Here is a 19,676-nt window from a genome sequence, read left to right on the forward strand (position 1 = left end):
TCGACCTAGTGGCCTGCACCCGGAGGCGGTTCCGCCCCCGCGAGATTGCGCACTTCCTTGACGTCGTGCGTCTTGCCCGCCGTCTTGTCGCCCTTCGCCAGCGCGAAGACGACGCCCGACAGCGCCGCGAGCGCGACGAGGTTGGGCAGCGCCATGGCGGCGTTGGAGATATCGCCGAGACGCCAGACCAGGGTCAGGTCGAGCGAGGCGCCGACGTAGATGATTACGCACCACAGGAGGCGCCACAGGAGGTGAAGCGTCTTCTCGCCCTTGAGGCTCGCACCCGGCGTGCGGTCGTAAAGGAAGGTGATCGCGCGTTCGCCATAATAGCTCCACGTGAGGAGCGTGGTGAACACGAACAGGATCAGCGCGACCGACACGATTAGCGATCCGATCGGGACCCCCAGCACCGGCAGCGGGAAGGCTGCCGCGAACGCACCCGAGGTCATCTCGAAGCCCTGCAGGTCCGACTGCCAGGCATGCGCCACCGTGCTCACCGCGCCCGTTTCAGGATCGGTCAGCTGGAAGTCGCCAGCCACGGTCAGCATCACCAACGCGGTCATCGTGCAGATGACGATGGTGTCGATGAAGGTGCCGAGCATGGCCATGTTGCCCTGCGAGCGCGGGTCGTCGGTCTGCGCGACCGCGTGCGCGATCGGGGTCGAACCCTGACCCGCCTCGTTCGAAAACAGGCCGCGCGCCACGCCGGCACGGATGGCCATCATGATCATCGCGCCGGTAAAGCCGCCGGCCGCCGCGTCGAAGCCGAACGCGCCCTTGAAAATGAGCGCGAAGGTTTCGGGCAGGTCGCCCGCGTTGAGGACCAGCGCGAGCAAAGCCATGATCAGGTAGGCGACCGCCATGAACGGCACGATCTTTTCCGCGACCGAGCCGATCGACTTGATTCCGCCGATGATGACGATGAACACCGCCACCGCGACGATCACGCCGGCAAGCCATTCTTCCATGCCGAACAGTTCGCCGAAGCTATCGGCGACCGAGTTGGCCTGGATCGAATTGCCCGTCACCATCGCCGATGCGAGCGTGCCGATGCAGAAGAGCACCGCGAGCCAGGTCCATTTCTTGCCCAGCCCCATGAGGATGTAGGTCATCGGGCCGCCGCGATAGACGCCCTCGGCATTTTGCGAACGATAACGGATGGCAAGGCTGCCCTCGGCGAAGGCTAACGCCATGCCGATCAGGGCGGTCACCCACATCCAGAAGATGGCGCCGGGGCCACCCAGCGCGATGGCGGTGGCGACACCGGCAAGGTTGCCGGTCCCGACCTGCCCCGACAGCGCCGTGGAAAGCGCGGCGAAGGGCGAGATTTCACCCGCGCCCGAGCCCTTGCGGCCCTTGAACAGGTTCTTGAACGCGGTGCCGAGCCCGAGGATCGGGTAGAAGCGAAGTCCCACCATCATCCACAGGCCGATGCCGAGCAGGATCAGGACCATCGGCGGGAACGGGATGACTTCGTTGCCATTCCACGTGCCACCCCAGATGAAGTCGCTGACGTTGACGATTTGATCGATCATTAGAGTGCGCCTCCCCCAGCGCTCTTACAAAAAGGATGCGCCACGATAGCGGTGCCGGGCGCACAAGCAAGCAAGGATGGTCAGGGACGAACGAATTGCTTGGTGACGATCTTCCAGTCGCCATCGAGGCGGTAGAGCCCGAGTACGTCGATGAAGGTCGGCGTCCCGTTGACCGACAATTCGCCGCGTACCATCGCCATGTCGCCCGAACAGTCGAGCAGTTCGAGGTCGGCTTCGACCGTGTCTTCGTTGGGCGTGCCGTCCATGCGGCCGCCGACCCAGTCGTCGATCGAGATCGAGGCGACCGCCCCGTCGCGCACCGCCTGCATCACGAAATTTTCGTGAAAGCCGTTGGCGACGGCCTCGGCATCGCGGTTGCGCCAGATGCCGTCGACATAGGCGGCCTGGACCGCCTCGACGGCGCCCGCGCACCGGTCCTGTGTGTCGAGCGCATTGGCGCCGATCAGCGCCATCGCCATCGTGATCATCATGGTCGGATCTCCCCTGTTGCGTTGAAGCCGAGCCTAGGCGGCAGGGCCGTGCCGACAAGCCGCTTTCGATGAATGGTGCCTAGAAGAGCCCCAGCGCGCCGATCTTCGCATCGAGATCGATCTTGCGATGGGAGAGGACGTCATGGCCCTTCTCGAACCGCTCCGGATCGTCGCCCAGCGCGTCGAGCGCAGCGTCGCGCTCCTCGATGAGCTCGGCCAGTTCGTCGCGATACAGCGCCACCATCGCGGTGAGGAAGCGGTTGACGGTCGCATCCTCTCTCGTCTCGTCGACGTCGTACGCGGAAAGGTGCGCAATTAGCGTTTCGGCCGGGTACATGAACTCGTTGGTGACGTGGCGGTTGGTCATGAACCAGGCGCGCGGAATGCCGACCTGGTCGATCGACAGTCCGGCGAGGTGCACGACCTTGGCCCTGGCATCTTCGCCCTGCGGCGGGATGGCGATCGGCTTGGCGCCGGGGTCGATCTGGGTGCGGTGCAGGAAGAGATGGAAGTGACCATGTTCGTCGGCATCGCGATCGCCATCGGCATGGACATGGTAATACCAGCGCGCCTTAGTCCGCGCGTCGCGCGCGTCCTTCTCGGGAAAATGCTTCCAGTAGCGCGGTGGCCCCTCGGGAAGCACGCGCATCATGAGAGGGCGCTGCTCACGCGCCATCTGCGTGACCGTCTCGACGACGATCCGTCCGGCTTCACGCTCGTCCAACATGGTTCCGAACCCGGCAGGGCGACAATGGCCGCCCTGCCGTATCGGGCCTTGTTATTCGGCAGCGGCGCAGCAGCCGTCCTTGTCGTCGGCGGCAGCGCAGCATCCATCCTTGTCGTCATGGGCGGCGCAACAGCCTTCGGCTGCACAGCACCCTTCCTTGTCGTCCATCGCGGCGCAGCAGCCGGTGGCGGCAACGGCGTCTTCGACGGCTTCTTCGGCGGCGGCTTCTTCGGCTTCGGTCGCACCTTCGCCGCAGGCGCTGGTGGCCATGGCTAGGCCGCCGGCCACGGCGAGCATCGAAGTGAGTTTGACGGTTTTCATGGGGCATCTCCCAGGTCGGGCGCTCTTTGGTGAGTTGCCTGTCGCCAGCCGCGCCCGGGCCAGCCCCAGGATGCGCCCCCCCGCAAGACGCAGTCCGAAGCGGCGACCATGACGGAGCCGACATGAAAAGAAAAGGGGCCGCCGGTCTCCCGACAGCCCCTCTCGCTGTGAGCCTTGATTGAACTCAGTAACGCAGGTCGAAGCGATCCGCGTCCATCACCTTGGTCCAGGCCGCGACGAAGTCCTTCACGAACTTCTCTTCGTGGCCGTCCTCGGCATAGACTTCGGCGACCGCACGCAGCTGCGAGTTGGAGCCGAAGACGAGGTCGGTACGTGTGGCGCGATACTTCTCCTCGCCCGACTTGCGGCATTTGCCGAGGAATTCTTCGTCGCCGCTCTCGTCGACCACTTCCCACACCGTGCCCATTTCGAGCAGGTTGACGAAGAAGTCGTTCGACAGCGTGCCGACACGGTCGGTGAAGACGCCATGCTTGGCATTGCCGGTATTGGCGCCGAGCACGCGCATGCCGCCAAGCAGCGCGGTCATCTCGGGCACCGACAGGCCGAGCAGGTGCGCCCGGTCGATCAGCATGTCCTCGGTTTTCACGCTTGCCTTGGTCTTCAGGTAGTTGCGGAAACCGTCGGCGAAGGGCTCGAGCGGTTCGAAGCTCTCGGCGTCGGTCTGCTCCTGGCTGGCATCCCCGCGTCCGGTCGTGACAGGCACGCTGATGTCATAGCCGCCATCCTTGGCTGCCTTCTCGATGGCCGCAGCACCGGCGAGGACGATCGCGTCGGCCATCGAGAGGTCACCACGCAGCTCGTCGAGCTTCGAGAGAACCTTGGACAGCTCGTCGGGATCGTTGACCGCCCAGCCCTTCTGCGGCTCGAGCCGGACGCGTGCGCCATTGGCACCGCCACGATGGTCCGAGTTGCGATAGGTCGAAGCCGACGCCCAGGCCGCCTTGACCAGTTCGCTGACCGAGAGGCCGCTATCGAGCACCTTGGACTTGAATTCGGATACCGCGCCGTCGGACGGCTTGGTTCCCGCCGGCGTCGGATCCTGCCAGATGAGGTCCTCTTCGGGCACTTCCGGTCCGAGGTAACGGACCTTGGGTCCCATGTCGCGGTGGGTCAGCTTGAACCAGGCGCGGGCGAAGGCGTCGTCGAGCGCCGCCTGGTCGTCGCGGAAACGCTCTGAAATCTTGCGGTATTCGGGGTCGCGCTTCAATGCCATGTCCGCCGTGGTCATCATCGTCGGGACCTTCTTGGACGGATCGCGCGCATCGGGCGCCATGTCTTCGGGGTCCGGATCGATCGGCTGCCACTGGTTGGCGCCCGCGGGCGACTGGACCAGCTCGTAGTCATACTTGAACAGCAGTCGGAAATAGTCGTTGCCCCACTCGGTCGGGTTGGGCGTCCATGCCCCCTCGATGCCCGAGGTGGTGATGTGACCCTTGCCGATCTCTTCCGGATCGGTGAGCCAGCCGAAGCCCATGTGGTGAAGATGTTCGCCCTCGGGCGCGCCACCAAACGTGTCGGCGGGCTTGGCGCCGTGGGCCTTGCCGAAAGCGTGACCACCCGCGGTCAGCGCGACGGTTTCCTCGTCGTTCATCGCCATGCGGCTGAACGTCTCGCGCATGTCGCGCGCCATGCCCTCGGCATCGTGCGGATTGCCGCCCGGACCCTCGGGATTGACGTAGATGAGGCCCATCTGGATCGCGGCGAGGGGATTTTCGAGCGCCTTGCCCTCATCGGGATGGATGCGCGTGGGCGCGCCGGTGTCGACCCACTGTTCTTCGGTGCCCCAATAGACGGTTTCGGGTTCGAACACATCGGCGCGGCCGCCGCCGAAGCCGAACACCGGGCCACCCATGCTTTCGATAGCGACGTTGCCGGTCAGCACGAACAGGTCAGCCCAGCTGATCTTGTTGCCGTACTTCTTCTTGATCGGCCACAGCAGGCGGCGGGCCTTGTCGAGGTTGCCATTGTCGGGCCAGCTGTTGAGTGGGGCGAAACGCTGCTGCCCGCTCGAGGCGCCACCGCGCCCGTCGCCGGTGCGATAGGTGCCCGCGGCGTGCCACGCCATGCGGATGAAGAAGGGGCCATAATGGCCATAGTCGGCCGGCCACCATTCCTGGCTGTCGGTCATCAGCGCGGTGAGATCGGCCTTGAGCGCGTCATAATCGAGGCTCTTGAAGGCTTCGACATAGTCGAAATCCTCGCCCATCGGGTCGACGGTCTTGCCGTGCTGCGTCAGGATTTCGAGATCGAGCTGGTCGGGCCACCAATCGCGGTTGGTGCGGCCGAGCAGCGATCGTAGTTCGGGCGAGCTACCGCTCATCGGGCAGCCGCTAAAGCCTTCGCCGGTTTTCTTATCCATCTGAAAAGTCCCCTCTGGGTTTGAGTCGGTTCGTCGACCGTCTGATGAACCCGCAGCCTTGCGGGTGTCCAATCGATTAGTTGCGTCTGATCAATCGCTCCAGTCGATTGCCAAGTTCCATCATGCGATGCACAGTCGGGCGGACAGGACGGAGAACGAGATGAACGACCGCTACGCCCGCTCGCTGGACGACGCCGACGCCTTTTGGCTGGAGGAAGCGAAGCGGCTCGACTGGGACCGCTTTCCGAGCAAGGCCGGCAACGCGTCGTTCGATCCGGTGGATATCAAGTGGTTCGAGGACGGTCGGCTCAACCTTTGTCACAACGCGATCGACCGGCACCTTGCCGACAAGGGCGACAAGGTTGCGCTGCATTTCGAACCGGACGATCCGAAGGGTGAAGCGCGGTCGCTTACCTTTTCGGACCTGCACGCGCTGGTGGTGCGCATGGCGAATGCGTTGAAGGCGATCGGCGTCGCCAAGGGCGATCGCGTCACCATCTACATGCCGATGGTGCCCGAAGGTGTCGCCGCCATGCTCGCCTGCGCGCGGATCGGGGCGGTCCATTCGGTGGTGTTCGGCGGCTTTTCGCCCAGCGCGCTGGCAGGCCGCATCGTCGATTGCGAAAGCCGCTTCGTGGTGACGGCGGATGCCGGACGCCGCGGCGGCAAGCCGGTCGCGCTCAAGGCCAATGTCGACGCCGCGCTCGCGCAGGACGGGGTCGAGGTCGAGGCGGTGCTGGTCGTGCGCCACACGGGGGACGAGATCGACTGGGTCGAAGGCCGCGACCGCTGGTTCGACGAGGTCGCCTCGGACGACCCCGTGCCGTGCGAGGAGATGGACGCCGAGGATCCGCTGTTCGCGCTCTACACGTCGGGCTCGACCGGCAAGCCCAAGGGGGTGCTGCACACCACCGGCGGCTATGGCGTTTGGACCGCGCTGACCTTTGCCGAGGTCTTCGATCACCGGCCCGACGACGTCTATTGGTGCACCGCCGATATCGGCTGGATCACCGGCCATAGCTACGTCGCCTACGGCCCGCTGCTCAACGGCGCGACGCAGGTGGTGTTCGAGGGCGTGCCGACGTGGCCCGATGCGGGCCGCTTCTGGGACGTGTGCGACAAATATGGGGTGACGCTGTTCTACACCGCGCCGACCGCGATCCGTGCGCTGATGCGCGAGGGCGACGATCCGGTCACCAGCCGCTCGCTCGACAGTTTGCGCATTCTCGGTACGGTGGGCGAGCCGATCAATCCCGAAGCGTGGCGCTGGTATTCGGAAGTCGTCGGCAATGGGCGCTGCCCGGTCGTCGACACGTGGTGGCAGACCGAAACGGGCGGCGTGATGATCACTTCGCTGCCCGGCACGCCGACCAAGCCCGGCGCTGCGGGCCGTCCGATGGTTGGTGTCGAGCCGCTGATCGTCGATGGCGAGGGCGCAGTGCTGAAATGTGCCGCGGAAGGTAATCTCTGCATCGCGCGCAGCTGGCCCGGACAGGCACGGACGGTCTATGGCGATCACCAGCGCTTCATCGACACTTATTTCTCGACCTTCCCGGGCCGCTATTTCACCGGCGACGGATGCCGCCGCGACGAGGACGGGTTCTACTGGATCACCGGGCGGGTGGACGACGTGCTCAACGTGTCGGGACACCGCATGGGGACCGCGGAGATCGAAAGCGCCTTGGTCGCGCATCCCAAGGTCGCCGAGGCCGCGGTCGTCGGCTACCCGCACGACATCAAAGGGCAGGGCATCTATGCCTATGTCACGCCGATGGAGGGCATCGAAGGCGACGACGCGCTCGACGCCGAACTGCGCCAGCAGGTGCGCGGCGACATCGGCCCCATCGCGACGCCCGACCATCTCCACTTCACCGCCGCGCTGCCCAAGACTCGCTCGGGCAAGATCATGCGGCGCATCCTGCGCAAGATTGCCGAGAACGACTATGGCGCGCTGGGAGACACGTCGACGCTCGCCGACCCGTCGGTGGTCGATGCGCTGATCGAGGGGCGCAAATCGTAGCCGGCCTTCACTTTCTGCAACAACATAAGTAAACTCGATATGCCGAATCGTTAGCGTCCGTTCGAGAAGAGCGGCCAAGGGGGAAGCGATGCGATTCTCGACGAAGGCGATTCTTATCTGTGCCGTTGCAACGACGTCGGCGTGCAGCACGGCCAACTATACGATGCCCAAGATGTCGGCCTCGATTTCCAATCAAGATCCGGTCGCAGTTTATCTTGATCAGCATCTCACGACGTACGAAGATGCCATGTCAAAGGTGGCCGATACTCAGGACGACCTCGCTATTGTGACGACCTTGGCGGCGCTGGGTGGGACGACGGCCATGGCGCTTGGTGCCGGCACGGATGTCGGAATAATCGCCGGAGCTGCAGGTTCCGGCGCCGGTGCGGCGAAGAACTATATGATGGCTAGCGAAAGAATGGCGCTGCTGATTCAGGCATCGCGAGCAACCCTGTGCCTGAGAGAGGAATATGTAGGAATCAAGGCCGTCGAGAAGGCGCTAATCGACCGTTTCGTCGTTGCGGACATTGCCGAGAAAAAGGCACTCGATGCGAGCTACGACGCATCGCTTTCGCGCGCCAAGACGCTGCAATCGTTCTTAGGCGACCAAAACATGAATTATGTTAGCCACATGCTAGACGAACGCGAGCAGATCACCGTTGATGCCGCAAGAGCCGTCGCGCTATCGTTGCAACTTAAGCTCAACAACTTGCAATCGGTTCCTGACTATAGCGCTACGGTTCGCTCGATCCGCGAGGCCCAGCAATTGGCCGACGCAGCAACGACTAATCGCGGCGACGATCCCGAGGTCAAACTTTTGACCGACGACATCGCCTCTTACAAGGTGCGCGTCGAGGCCTGCAAAGCCATGCTGCCTGCTTAACCCTTCGCAGTAGCTATCGCGCAAAGATACGTGACGGGTCGGCGAAGGCCTTGAACTCGAGCCCGTTGCCTGCGGGATCGCGCACGAACATCGTGTGCTGTTCGCCCGGCTGACCTTTGAATCGCACGCGCGGCTCCACGATGAAGTCCGCGTCGGCGGCCTTCAGCCTGTCGGCCATCGTTTCGAAGTCGGGGACCGTCAGGATCAGTCCGAAATGAAAGATCGGGACCTCGTCGCCGTCGACCGCATTAGTCCGCGCCTTGCCCTCGTGCGCGGGGTCGAGGTGAGCCACGATCTGGTGTCCCGCGAGATCGAAATCGACCCACGTCTCGCTCGACCGGCCCTCGCGGCAGCCGAGCACGTCGCGATAGAAGCCGCGCGCGGCGTCGAGGTCGTCGACGGGAAAGGCGAGATGGAAAGGCGGGCGCTCAGCCATAGCGTTGCGCGAACGCCGCCGCCGCGCCGTAGAGCCCGGCCTGCGGGTGGGTGATGAGCTTGACGGGGATCGCCTCCATGCGCCGCTCGAACCGCCCCTTGGCGATGAAGCGGTCGGCAAAGCCCGAGCGCGCGAAATGGTCGCGTAGGCGATAACCGAGCCCGCCGGCGATCGCGACCTGGTTGGCGCCCTGCGCCAGCGCCAGGTCACCCGCGACTGCACCCAAAGTCAGGAAGAAGCGGTCGAGCGCCGCGGACGCGAGCGCATCCTTGCCCGACATCGCCAGCTGCCACAGCGCCTTGTCCTCGAGCTCCTTGACCGGCTTGCCCTCGATCTTGCCCAGCGCCTCGTAAATGTTGACCAGTCCCGACCCGCAGGCGACGCGCTCGACCGACACGCGCAGATAGCGCCGCCGCAGCCGTTCGAGGATCTGGTCTTCGAGACTGTCGAGCGGGGCGAAGTCAATATGCCCGCCCTCGGTCGCGATCACATGGGTGTGCCCGTCGCGTTTGAGCACCTGGCTTACGCCCAGCCCGGTGCCCGGACCGACCACGGTCATCACACCCTCGGCGGGAAACGGCCCTGCGGGACCGGTCAAATGGAGGAAGCAATCCTCGTCCAGCTGCGCTGCGGCATAACCCACGGCGGCAAAGTCGTTGACGATCAGGAAGTCCTTCACGCCCAGCTTTTCCTGCGCCAGCGCCGGGCGGATCACCCACGGGTTGTTGGTGAGCTTGAGCACCTCGCCCGTGACCGGACCCGCAAAGGCGATCGACAGCGCATCGGGCGCCCCGCCGTCCAGCCCGGCGACATAGTCCTGCCACGCAGACTGGAAGCTCGCATGATCGGAAGTGCCCAGCGTGACGGGATCGCCGAGCCCGATGACCTGCCCGCCCGCAATTTGCGCCTGCGCGAAGCGGGCGTGGGTGCCGCCGACATCTGCGACCGCGATCGTGCGAGAGCCTGTCATCGGCTCGCTCCCTAGCGCGTTACCATAGCCAGATATAGAGGCCCGCGAGGATCGCGATCACGACCAGCGACAGCATGTTGAACAGCGCCGAAGTCGCAAAGCTCATGTCGCGCACCTTCACGATCTGGTCGTCGCGCGGGCCGGCCGTCATGCGGCTGACGACCATTGCGGCGACCAGCGCGACCAGGAAGACGATCCAGATGCGCAGGATGAAGGGCACGTCGGGCGCGCCGAACTTCATCGCGACATTCATCAGCACCGAACCGATCAGCGCGGTGAACGCGCCCGCGGTGTTCGATTTCTTGTCGAAGAAGCCGAGCAGGAAGACGATCACCACGCCGGGCGCGATGAAGCCGGTATATTCCTGCACCGTCTGGAAGCCGCTTTCGAACCCGCCGATGAAGGGGCGGGCAAGAACCAGCGCGATGGCCATGGCGGCAAAGGCGGTGACCCGGCCGACCTTCACGTAGTGCTGTTCGCTCTCGTTCGGCCGCGCGTCCTTGTAGAGATCCATCGTGAAGATGGTCGAGATCGAGTTCATCATCGAGGCGAGCGAGGAGACGATCGCTGCGACCAGCGCCGCGAAGACGAGGCCGCGCAGTCCTGCGGGCGCCATGCCCATCAGCTCGCCATAGGTGCTGTCGCTACGCGCCTCGAGCGCGCCGCCGTCAACCATCCCCTGCTGCGCGAGCATCACCGCGGCGATGCCCGGGATGACGACGATGAAGGGAACGAGCAGCTTGAGGAAGGCCGCGAAGGCGAGACCTTTCTGCGCTTCGGCGAGGTTCTCGGCGCCCAGCGCACGCTGGATGATATACTGGTTGAAACCCCAATAGCTGAAGTGCAGGACCCACAGGCCGCCGAGCAATGTCCAGATACCCGGCAGGTCCGAATAGGCCGGATGGGCTTCGTCGAGGATCATTTCGAAATGCCCCGGCATCTCGCTCATGAGCAGCGCCAGGCCGCCCAGGGCTCCATCGGCGCCTTCGAGCGCATCGAGCGCGATCCAGGTGATCGCGAGCCCGCCCAGCAGCAGGATGACGACCTGGATGATGTCGGTCAGCGCGACCGCCTTCAGCCCGCCATAGAGCGAGTAGAGCGCCGCGAACGCCGCGAGCGCCGCCATCGATCCCATGACGCTCCAGCCGGTCAGCGAGGATACGGCCAGCCCGCCGAGCCACAACACCGTGGTCAGGTTGACGGCGGTGTAGAGCGCGACCCAGAAGACGCTCATCAGCTTCTTCACGCCTTCGCCGTACCGCTGCTTGAGGAATTGCGGCATCGTGTAGATGCGCTTGTCGAGGAAGATAGGCAGGAAATATTTGGCGACGATGATCAGGACCAGTGCGGCCTGCCATTCGTAGGCGGCGATGGCGATGCCGACCGCATAGCCCTGACCCGACTGGCCGATGATCTGCTCGGCAGAGATGTTCGACGCGATGAGCGAGGCGCCGATCGCCCACCAGGGCAAGGCGCGGCCGGCGAGGAAATAGTCCTCGGTATTCTTCTGGTGGCCGGCCGGCTCGCGACTGACGCTCAGCGCGATGCCCAGCAGCGCGAGCGCGTACAGCGCGATGATGACGATATCGATCGTTTCGAGTGCCATCTATTCTCTCCCCCGTCGGCGGCAGGCCCGCCTTCCTGTTGCCATGCGATGGTAACGAGCGTTGGCGCCGCGTCCATCATGCATTCGAATGCACCGCTAGAATGAGCAGTCGGTGCCTTGTGCAAACTCCTCGCGCACCACCGTGCCGATGCGCATCGTGAAGGCGCCTTGCGACGCGAACCCGATGCTCGGGCCAAGGTCGGCGGCGCACGCTTCTGTGACGATCATTTCGCGCCAGCCCTTGCCGGCTGCGACCGACAATTGGTGCGTGATATCGACGGTCTCGCCGCCGACGCGCATGACCACGGGTGCGGTCGGACGCTCGAGCACTTCGTAGGCGATGCGATAGCCGATCCCGCTGCTGCCGCCCTGCTGCTGCAGGTCGAACGACGCACCCGGCGCGAAGCGGATTTGCCGCGCATCTTCCTGCGCATTGCGGTCGAGGCCGGTGGCGGTGATCCCGCCGGCCGTGCCGCGCAGGTTGTCGAGCTTGCCGGTTGCGGTATTCGCGAGCACGCCGTCGGCAAGACGCCCGTTGACGTACCAGTCGGCTGCCGCCCCCTCGGTCAGCGCGGCGCAATTCTCGTCGAGCATCGGTGTCGGGCTCGCGTCGTCGAGCGAGCGGCCATAGCCGAATGCGAACAAGGCGCCCTCGGGGCCGTTGAGCGGATTGCCCTCGCACGTCGCGGGCCAACTGAAGGACAGCTTGCCGGTCGCTTCGCGCTTTCCGAACAGGATGTCGGCAACGCCCGCGCCCTCGCTGCCCGGAAGCCAGCTGGCGACGAATGCGTTGGAAGCATTCATCTCGCGGTTCATCCAGAGTGGACGCCCCGAGAGGAAGACGGCAACCGTCGGGATGCCGGCTGCGTCGAATTTTCTCAGGAGGTTCAGCCCCTCCTCGTCCGGAAAAGCGAGGTTCTTCCGGTCGCCGGCGAACTCGGCATAGGGCTCTTCGCCGAACACCACGATCGCGACGTCGGGCTCGTCGGCGTAATTACCATCGGGAGCGTAGGTCGCGCTGCCACCGGCTGCCGACGCCGCTTCCTCGATGCCCGCCCAGATGGAGGTCGCGCCCGGGAAGTTGGCATTGGTCAGCTCGCCCCCGCCCTGCCAGGTCAGCGTCCAGCCTCCCGAGGCCTGCGCGATGCTGTCGGCGGCCTTGCCCGCGACGAGGATGTCGGCGCCGTCCTTGATCGGGAGCACGCCGTCATTCTTGAGGATCACCTGGCTCTTGGCCACCGCCTCGCGCGCGACCGCGCGGTGGGGGGCGAAGCCGAGCTTTTCCCACTCGCCCGCATTGGGACGGGCCGACGGCTTGAGCGCATTTTCGTCGAGCAGGCCGGCGCGATACTTGACGCGCAGGACGCGGCTAACGGCCTCGTCGATGCGCGCCATCGACACGGTACCGTCGCCGACCTGGGCGGTCAGCGTGTCCATCAGGCCCTTCCAGTCGTCGGGCACCATATAGATGTCGAGCCCGGCATTGATCGCCTGCGCACAGTCGGTGACGGTGCAGCCGGCGACCTGGCCGTGGCCGTTCCAGTCGCCGACGACCAGCCCGTCAAAGCCAAGCTCCCCGCGCAGATAGTCGTCGAGCAACTCCTTGTGGCCGTGCATCTTCTTCCCGTTGATCGAGTTGAAGCTGGCCATGATCGACTGCACGCCTGCATCGATCGCCGCCGGATAGGGCACGGCGTGGATCGCCTTGAGCGCCGCGATGTCGCCCTTCACCTCGCCCTGGTCGACGCCCTGGGCAGTGCCGCCATCGCCGAAGAAATGCTTGGCCGTCGCGACCACGCGCCCGCGGCGAAGCCAGTCTTCGTCTCCCGGCTTGCCCTGCAGCCCTTCGACCAACGCAGCGCCCATCCTGGCGACAAGCCGAGGGTCCTCGGAATAGCTCTCGTACGTCCGCCCCCAGCGATCGTCACGCGCAACAGCCACGGTGGGCGAAAAATTCCAGTCGATGCCGGTAACCTCGATCTCGGTCGCGGTCGCCGCGCCGATCAGTCGGACGAGATTGGGATCGTGCGTCGCGCCAAGCGCAATATTGTGCGGGAAGATCGTGGCGCGAACGACATTGGTGTGACCGTGCACCGCGTCGGTGCCCCACATGGTCGGGATGACCGGCTCGTCCCCTTCGAGCGGCCTGGTCGAGGCATCCCACATCTCGTCGGCCAGGCGCAGCCATTCCGGCCCTTCGGCGAATTCATCACCATAAGGCCCGCCATTGCCGCCATTAAGATAGGAGCCGAAGCGATAGCGCTCCATATCCTCGGCGGTGAAGCTGTTGATCTGCGGCTGGATGAGCTGCGCGACTTTCCGCTCGAGGCTCATACGCGAGACGATATCGGCGATGACGGCGTCTTCGGCCGCGCGCTGGTCGACGACCACGGGCGCGGTCGGCTCCATTGCCGCGGGGCCATTCGCACTGGTGCAACCGATGAGCGCGAGTGCCAATATGCTGGCGCCAGAAAACCTCACTGAACATCCTCCCAACTGTTCGGGTGCGCCGCCATATCCCCCGGCTCACGCATCGTCGCGACCAGTGATAGTCAAAAAAGTGAGCGTTCACAATTGCGAAAAATCTGGAATGATGCAACGACCTGTCGCAAGGGGGTTTCATGACCATGGGCAAGCGCGGTTCGATCACCATCGAAGACGTCGCGAAAGCGGCCGGCGTTTCGCGCCAAACGGTCAGCCGGGTCATGAACAACAAGCCGGGCGTCAAGCCAGCGGTCCGCGAGCGGATCGAGGAAGCGATCGCGGATCTCGGTTACGTTCCCAACCTCGCCGCGCGGCGGATGGGCGGCGCGCGGAGCTTCCTGATCATGGCCATCAACGACCGCCAACGCACGATCGAAAACTGGTCTGCCGGGCGCGGCAACGACTGGGTCGACCAAATGCTCTATGGCGGCATGCTGGCCTGCGAGAAGCGCGGCTATCATATGCTGTTCGAGCTCGTGGATACCGAACCCGACGAGGCAGTGCGCCAGGTCCGGCGTGTCCTCTCGAGCCTGCAACCCGACGGGTTCATCCTGACGCAACCGCATAGCGAGAACTTGGCGCTTGCCGACCTGCTGACCGATCTCAAGCGCCCGTTCGTCCGCATCGGGCTCCCCAACGAAGACATCGACGCTGCCGCGATCCACATGGACGAAGCGGCCGCGGCCGAAACGGCGGTGCGCCACCTCACCGATCTTGGGCACGAACGCATCGCGCTGATGGCCGGCAGCGCCGAATATCGGGGAAGCTATTACCGCAAGAAAGGCTATCGCGCGGCCATGGAGGAGGCGGAACTGACCCCGCTGATCGAGGCCGCCGAGTTCCATTTCGAAAATGCGGCGCAACTTGCCAAGGAATGGCTCTCGCGCGATGACCGCCCGACTGCGATCATCGCGGAGAATGACGAGATGGCCTTCGCGATCCTGCATGTCGCCGACGCGATGGGGATCGAGGTACCCAAGTCGCTTTCGGTCATCAGTTTCGAAGACACGCCGGGCGTGCGCTTTTCAGTGCCGCCGTTGACCGCCATCCGCCAACCCACCGCGGCGATGATCGCGCGCGGGTGCGAATTGCTGATGGATGCAGCAGAAGGCGGCGCCCCCGAAGGCGACCAGGTCGTCCCCTTCGAGCTGATCGAACGCGAGACGACTGGCCCCGCGCCTGAATGATCGGGCGCTTCACTCCGCTCTACATTCTCGCCAATCTCGGCGCCCATCTCGGCTTTCTTCCACTCCTCGTCCTGCTGCTTCCGCGCCGGGTCGAGGCCATAGCGGACGGCGAACCGCTCGTCCTACTCAGCCAATTACTGTTGCTCGGCGGGGTGACGGCCAGCCTGGCGCACATCGCATCGGGCGCCTTCAGCGACCGCTGGATCGCGCGGCATGGCAACCGCCGCGGCCCGATTGCGATCGGGCTCGCGCTGCTCGTGGTCAGCTATGTCCTGTTCTCGCAGGCCTTCACCGTACCGAGCCTCGCGCTCTCGATGGTCTGCTTCCAAGTCAGCCTGAATGTCATGTTCGCCCCACTCGGCGCGCTTCTGACCGACCATGTCCCGCACGAGCGAAAGGGCTGGATCGCCGGCTGGCTCAACATGGCGCTGCCACTCGCGGGGCTCGCGATCGGGTTGCTGGGCTTCATCAGTACACAGGATGCGCGATGGCCTTTCCTGCTGCTGGCGGGGGCGATCGCGCTGGCCGTGCTGCCGCTCGTCAGCCTGTGGCCCAGGGCGCTGCCCCTGGTCGAAGCGAAGGCGGAGCGCGCACAACTCGCTGCCAGCCTGTTGCCGCGCGATTTTGCTTTTGCATGGATCGCCCGGCTCGCCATCCAGACCGGTGCCGCGATGATCCTTTCCTATCTCTACCTCTATGTCGACCTCGTTGCCGGTCGTAGCGCCGTTTTCCCATCCCAGGGTGCTTCCGAAGGCGTCGCGACGCTGAGCGTCATCGCCACGATCGTGTCGCTTGCCGCAGGGATCATCGCCGGGCGGCTGAGCGATCGGTCGGGGAGGCGCAAGTTGCCGCTGATCGCAACCTCGCTCGCAGCGGGAGGCGCACTATTGCTGCTCGCCTGGGCGCCAGACTGGCGCGTGATCCTTGCCGGCTATGCGATCTTCACCGCGGCGCTTACCGCCTTCCTGTCGGTCGACAGCGCGCTCGTAGCTCAGCTGCTCGCAGGCCACCATCGGCGTGGCGCGATGCTTGGCGTGATGAATCTCACCAACACGCTTCCCGCCATCATCGCGCCCTCGGTCGCATTGTTGCTCGCAGCCGTCAGTTTCGAGGCGGCGACGCTGCGCATGATGCTGGGTGCAGCAGCAGCAGGCGCCACGATCGCAGCGATCGCCATCGCAGGGATCCGTTCGGTCCGATAGCAGACACAAAAAAACCCGCCACGAGGGCGGGTGTTTTTGATGGTTGCGGGGGTTGGATTTGAACCAACGACCTTCAGGTTATGAGCCTGACGAGCTACCGGACTGCTCCACCCCGCGGCACCATCAGCTGAGCCGTAATGACGGCACGCTTCGCGCGTGCTGGCATGGCCGGCTCGGCCTATAAACACGAAAACCGCCGCCAGTGTACCAGCAGCGGTTTCATGTAACATTGAGAATGGGTCCAACACACTCGTCGCAATGCCTGGCGACGACCTACTCTTCCAACGCTTAAGCGGTAGTACCATCGGCGCTGTCCGGTTTCACGGCCGAGTTCGGGATGGGATCGGGTGGGTCACGGACGCTATGGTCACCAAGCAATGGGACGAGTGTATTGAAATTCTAGAAATCGTGATTGTCTGCTGAGCGTATGATGCACGCTGACAGTCAAGGACTGTCGATGATGGTGGGATCCATCAAGCGCGATATGAGCAATTAGGACCGGTTAGCTCCACGCATTACTGCGCTTCCACACCCGGCCTATCAAGGTCGTGGTCTTCGACCGCTCTAAGATACCTTATCTCAAGGGAGGCTTCCCGCTTAGATGCTTTCAGCGGTTATCCCGTCCATGCATAGCTACCCTGCTGCACCGTTGGCACGATGACAGGTCCACCAGAGGCATGTTCACCCCGGTCCTCTCGTACTAGGGGCAACTCCTTTCAAGTATCGACGCCCACGGCAGATAGGGACCAAACTGTCTCGCGACGTTCTGAACCCAGCTCACGTACCACTTTAATTGGCGAACAGCCAAACCCTTGGGACCTGCTCCAGCCCCAGGATGTGATGAGCCGACATCGAGGTGCCAAACAACCCCGTCGATATGAGCTCTTGGGGGTTATCAGCCTGTTATCCCCGGCGTACCTTTTATCCGTTGAGCGATGGCCCTTCCACGAGGGACCACCGGATCACTATGACCGACTTTCGTCTCTGCTCGACTTGTCAGTCTCGCAGTCAGGCAGGCTTATGCCATTGCACTCTTGCAGACGGTTTCCAACCGTCCTGAGCCTACCATCGCGCGCCTCCGTTACTCTTTAGGAGGCGACCGCCCCAGTCAAACTACCCGCCACAGAGGGTCCCTGAACCGGATAACGGTTCGAGGTTAGACTATAGAAAACAACAGGGTGGTATTTCACCAATGGCTCCCTCTCAGCTGGCGCCGAGAGTTCAAAGCCTCCCACCTATCCTACACAATTGTTTCCCACAGCCACTCTGAAGCTGCAGTAAAGGTGCACGGGGTCTTTCCGTCTAACCGCGGGTACTCCGCATCTTCACGGAGAATTCAATTTCGCTGAGCAGGTGTTGGAGACAGTGGGGAAGTCGTTACGCCATTCGTGCAGGTCGGAACTTACCCGACAAGGAATTTCGCTACCTTAGGACCGTTATAGTTACGGCCGCCGTTTACTTGGGCTTCAATTCGGAGCTTGCACTCCTCCTTTTAACCTTCAAGCACCGGGCAGGCGTCAGACCCTATACGTCGTCTTGAAGCCGACTTAGCAGAGCCCTGTGTTTTTGCTAAACAGTCGCTACCCCCTGGCCTGTGCCCCCCGCTAAAAGTTGCCTTCTAACGGGGCCTCCTTCTTCCGAAGGTACGGAGGCAATTTGCCGAGTTCCTTCAACACCCTTCTCTCAAGCGCCTTAGTATACTCTACCTGACCACCTGTGTCGGTTTCGGGTACGGTCTATACGGAGGGGCTATTTCCTGGGACCGCTTCGCCGCCCTTATCAATCCGATAAGAAAGAACGACTTACGCGATCCGTCACACACCTCCAGGTACAGGAATATTAACCTGTTTCCCATCGACTACCCCCTTCGGGCTCGTCTTAGGGGCCGACTCACCCTGCGCGGATTAGCCTTGCGCAGGAACCCTTGGTCTTTCGGCGAGAGGGCATCTCACCCTCTTTATCGCTACTCATGTCAGCATTCGCACTTCTGATATCTCCACCGTCGGTTACCCTTCGGCTTCACAGACTTACAGAACGCTCCGCTACCGCTCGTAGTAAACTACGAACCCAAAGCTTCGGTGCATACCTTTAGCCCCGTTACATCTTCGTCGCAGGAACCCTTATTTAGACCAGTGAGCTGTTACGCTTTCTTTAAAGGATGGCTGCTTCTAAGCCAACCTCCTGGTTGTTTTGGGATTCCCACATACTTTCCCACTTAGGTATGACTTGGGGACCTTAGCTGTTGGTTAGGGCTGTTTCCCTTTTGACGACGGACCTTAGCACCCGCCGTCTGTCTCCCGGACTATACTCTCAGGTATTCGGAGTTTGGTTAGAATTGGTACGGCTCGCGCCGCCCGCATCCATCCAGTGCTCTACCCCCTGAGGAAACCATCCGAGGCACTACCTCAATAGTTTTCGCGGAGAACCAGCTATTTCCCGGCTTGATTGGCCTTTCACCCCTAGACACAGCTCATCCGAGCATTTTTCAACATACAACGGTTCGGCCCTCCAGTGCGTGTTACCGCACCTTCAGCCTGGCCATGCCTAGATCGCCGGGGTTCGGGTCTAATGCATCAAACTCAGTCGCCCTATTCAGACTCGCTTTCGCTGCGCCTACACCTATCGGCTTAAGCTTGCTTGATACATTAAGTCACTGACCCATTATGCAAGAGGTACGCGGTCAGAGCTCAAGGCTCCTCCCACTGCTTGTAGGCAACCGGTTTCAGGTACTGTTTCACTCCCCTCATCGGGGTGCTTTTCACCTTTCCCTCACGGTACTTGTTCGCTATCGGTCATGTACGAGTATTTAGGCTTCGAGGGTGGTCCCCCGATATTCAGACAGGATTTCACGTGTCCCGCCCTACTCAAGTCCATTAAGATCGTTTTCGCATACGGGGCTGTCACCCACTCTGGCGGATCTTTCCAAATCCTTCTGCTAACTCACTTAATGGCACTGGCCTGGTCCGCGTTCGCTCGCCACTACTAACGGAATCTCGGTTGATGTCTTTTCCTCCGGGTACTTAGATGTTTCAGTTCTCCGGGTTTGCTTCACCAAAGCTATATATTCACTAAGGTGATAACTTTCCCATTTATCCGTACCCGTCCGAAGACGGATAAGAATAAATGGTGAAGTTGGGTTTCCCCATTCGGAAATCTGCGGGTCAAAGATTGCTCACATCTCACCGCAGCTTATCGCAGCGTGCCACGTCCTTCATCGCCTGTACATGCCAAGGCATCCACCAATTGCCCTTACCTCACGCTTGAGAATCCACACCACCATCGACAGGCCTCGTGACAGAAGCCTCTCGGTTGAAGAGATGGTGTGCATCATAATATCCGACATCCTCGTTACTCGGCGGAGGATGCCGGCTCAGCTAGATAATCAATTAATGTTTAGTGCACGTCACCTGGCCAAAGCCAGATGCCGTCCACGG

The 19,676-nt window shown here is 62.9% G+C and carries 13 protein-coding genes, 1 tRNA gene and 2 rRNA genes; 4 read left to right on the forward strand and 12 right to left on the reverse strand.

The genetic code is table 11. From position 1 onward, the window contains the following. Positions 1–5: 5 nt before the first annotated feature. From KTQ36_RS00690 to katG, 5 genes are all read right to left on the reverse strand, one after another. Positions 6–1,535, reverse strand: coding sequence for an alanine/glycine:cation symporter family protein (locus KTQ36_RS00690; RefSeq protein ID WP_218631872.1), 1,530 nt, complete (start codon positions 1,533–1,535; stop codon positions 6–8). 80 nt (positions 1,536–1,615) lie between these two features. Then, entirely contained in the window at positions 1,616–2,026 is a 411-nt protein-coding gene (locus KTQ36_RS00695) for a nuclear transport factor 2 family protein (RefSeq protein WP_218631873.1), read from the reverse strand. 79 nt (positions 2,027–2,105) lie between these two features. Further along, a complete protein-coding gene (locus KTQ36_RS00700; RefSeq protein ID WP_218631874.1) occupies positions 2,106–2,753 on the reverse strand; it encodes a DUF6969 family protein in 648 nt (215 codons plus the stop codon). Positions 2,754–2,804: 51 nt separating this feature from the next. Beyond that, complete coding sequence (locus KTQ36_RS00705; protein WP_218631875.1) at positions 2,805–3,074, reverse strand: hypothetical protein; 270 nt, start codon at positions 3,072–3,074, stop codon at positions 2,805–2,807. A 184-nt stretch (positions 3,075–3,258) separates the two neighbouring features. Then, positions 3,259–5,454: a catalase/peroxidase HPI gene (katG, locus tag KTQ36_RS00710; protein WP_218631876.1), complete on the reverse strand. Its 2,196-nt coding sequence runs from the start codon at positions 5,452–5,454 to the stop codon at positions 3,259–3,261. A gap of 106 nt (positions 5,455–5,560) precedes the next feature. On the opposite strand from katG, the gene acs reads away from it, so the two are divergent. Both acs and KTQ36_RS00720 read left to right on the forward strand, forming a co-directional pair. Next, positions 5,561–7,474, forward strand: coding sequence for an acetate--CoA ligase (gene acs, locus KTQ36_RS00715; protein ID WP_345777710.1), 1,914 nt, complete (start codon positions 5,561–5,563; stop codon positions 7,472–7,474). An 88-nt stretch (positions 7,475–7,562) separates the two neighbouring features. Continuing rightward, positions 7,563–8,357, forward strand: a complete 795-nt coding sequence (locus KTQ36_RS00720; protein ID WP_218631878.1) for a hypothetical protein — start codon at positions 7,563–7,565, stop codon at positions 8,355–8,357. Between the two features lie 13 nt (positions 8,358–8,370). Here KTQ36_RS00720 and KTQ36_RS00725 read toward each other — a convergent pair whose 3' ends face one another. From KTQ36_RS00725 to KTQ36_RS00740, 4 genes are all read right to left on the reverse strand, one after another. After that, on the reverse strand, positions 8,371–8,793 hold the full coding sequence (locus KTQ36_RS00725; RefSeq protein ID WP_218631879.1) for a VOC family protein: 423 nt from the start codon (positions 8,791–8,793) through the stop codon (positions 8,371–8,373). Then, positions 8,786–9,763, reverse strand: coding sequence for a glucokinase (glk, locus tag KTQ36_RS00730; protein ID WP_218631880.1), 978 nt, complete (start codon positions 9,761–9,763; stop codon positions 8,786–8,788). The genes KTQ36_RS00725 and glk overlap by 8 nt, the downstream gene beginning before the upstream one ends. A gap of 19 nt (positions 9,764–9,782) precedes the next feature. After that, complete coding sequence (locus KTQ36_RS00735; RefSeq protein ID WP_218631881.1) at positions 9,783–11,369, reverse strand: sodium/sugar symporter; 1,587 nt, start codon at positions 11,367–11,369, stop codon at positions 9,783–9,785. A 96-nt stretch (positions 11,370–11,465) separates the two neighbouring features. Further along, complete coding sequence (locus KTQ36_RS00740) at positions 11,466–13,826, reverse strand: glycoside hydrolase family 3 protein (RefSeq protein WP_255553913.1); 2,361 nt, start codon at positions 13,824–13,826, stop codon at positions 11,466–11,468. A 164-nt stretch (positions 13,827–13,990) separates the two neighbouring features. Between KTQ36_RS00740 and KTQ36_RS00745 the strand changes: the two genes are divergently transcribed. After that, positions 13,991–15,040 carry a LacI family DNA-binding transcriptional regulator gene (locus KTQ36_RS00745; RefSeq protein WP_255553914.1) on the forward strand — a complete coding sequence of 350 codons (1,050 nt, stop codon included), beginning with the start codon at positions 13,991–13,993 and terminating at the stop codon, positions 15,038–15,040. After that, positions 15,037–16,242 carry an MFS transporter gene (locus KTQ36_RS00750; protein ID WP_218631882.1) on the forward strand — a complete coding sequence of 402 codons (1,206 nt, stop codon included), beginning with the start codon at positions 15,037–15,039 and terminating at the stop codon, positions 16,240–16,242. Before KTQ36_RS00745 ends, KTQ36_RS00750 begins: the two co-directional genes overlap by 4 nt. Positions 16,243–16,282: 40 nt before the next feature. Here KTQ36_RS00750 and KTQ36_RS00755 read toward each other — a convergent pair. The 3 genes from KTQ36_RS00755 to KTQ36_RS00765 all read right to left on the reverse strand — a co-directional run bounded on the left by KTQ36_RS00755 (position 16,283) and on the right by KTQ36_RS00765 (position 19,505). Then, positions 16,283–16,359 (reverse strand) — tRNA-Met (locus tag KTQ36_RS00755). A gap of 143 nt (positions 16,360–16,502) precedes the next feature. Next, positions 16,503–16,617, reverse strand: a 5S ribosomal RNA gene (gene rrf, locus KTQ36_RS00760). A gap of 97 nt (positions 16,618–16,714) precedes the next feature. Next, positions 16,715–19,505 (reverse strand): 23S ribosomal RNA (locus tag KTQ36_RS00765). Positions 19,506–19,676: the final 171 nt, after the last annotated feature.

This window comes from Sphingomicrobium clamense, assembly GCF_019264355.1.
Lineage (GTDB): Bacteria > Pseudomonadota > Alphaproteobacteria > Sphingomonadales > Sphingomonadaceae > Sphingomicrobium > Sphingomicrobium clamense.

Bases quoted from the DNA above. Each gene is read 5' to 3' on its own strand.
- KTQ36_RS00690 (WP_218631872.1), bottom strand. From the start codon at position 1,535: ATGATCGATCAAATCGTCAACGTCAGCGACTTCATCTGGGGTGGCACG.
- KTQ36_RS00695 (WP_218631873.1), bottom strand. From the start codon at position 2,026: ATGATGATCACGATGGCGATGGCGCTGATCGGCGCCAATGCGCTCGAC.
- KTQ36_RS00700 (WP_218631874.1), bottom strand. From the start codon at position 2,753: ATGTTGGACGAGCGTGAAGCCGGACGGATCGTCGTCGAGACGGTCACG.
- KTQ36_RS00705 (WP_218631875.1), bottom strand. From the start codon at position 3,074: ATGAAAACCGTCAAACTCACTTCGATGCTCGCCGTGGCCGGCGGCCTA.
- katG (WP_218631876.1), bottom strand. From the start codon at position 5,454: ATGGATAAGAAAACCGGCGAAGGCTTTAGCGGCTGCCCGATGAGCGGT.
- KTQ36_RS00720 (WP_218631878.1), top strand. From the start codon at position 7,563: ATGCGATTCTCGACGAAGGCGATTCTTATCTGTGCCGTTGCAACGACG.
- KTQ36_RS00725 (WP_218631879.1), bottom strand. From the start codon at position 8,793: ATGGCTGAGCGCCCGCCTTTCCATCTCGCCTTTCCCGTCGACGACCTC.
- glk (WP_218631880.1), bottom strand. From the start codon at position 9,763: ATGACAGGCTCTCGCACGATCGCGGTCGCAGATGTCGGCGGCACCCAC.
- KTQ36_RS00735 (WP_218631881.1), bottom strand. From the start codon at position 11,369: ATGGCACTCGAAACGATCGATATCGTCATCATCGCGCTGTACGCGCTC.
- KTQ36_RS00745 (WP_255553914.1), top strand. From the start codon at position 13,991: ATGACCATGGGCAAGCGCGGTTCGATCACCATCGAAGACGTCGCGAAA.
- KTQ36_RS00750 (WP_218631882.1), top strand. From the start codon at position 15,037: ATGATCGGGCGCTTCACTCCGCTCTACATTCTCGCCAATCTCGGCGCC.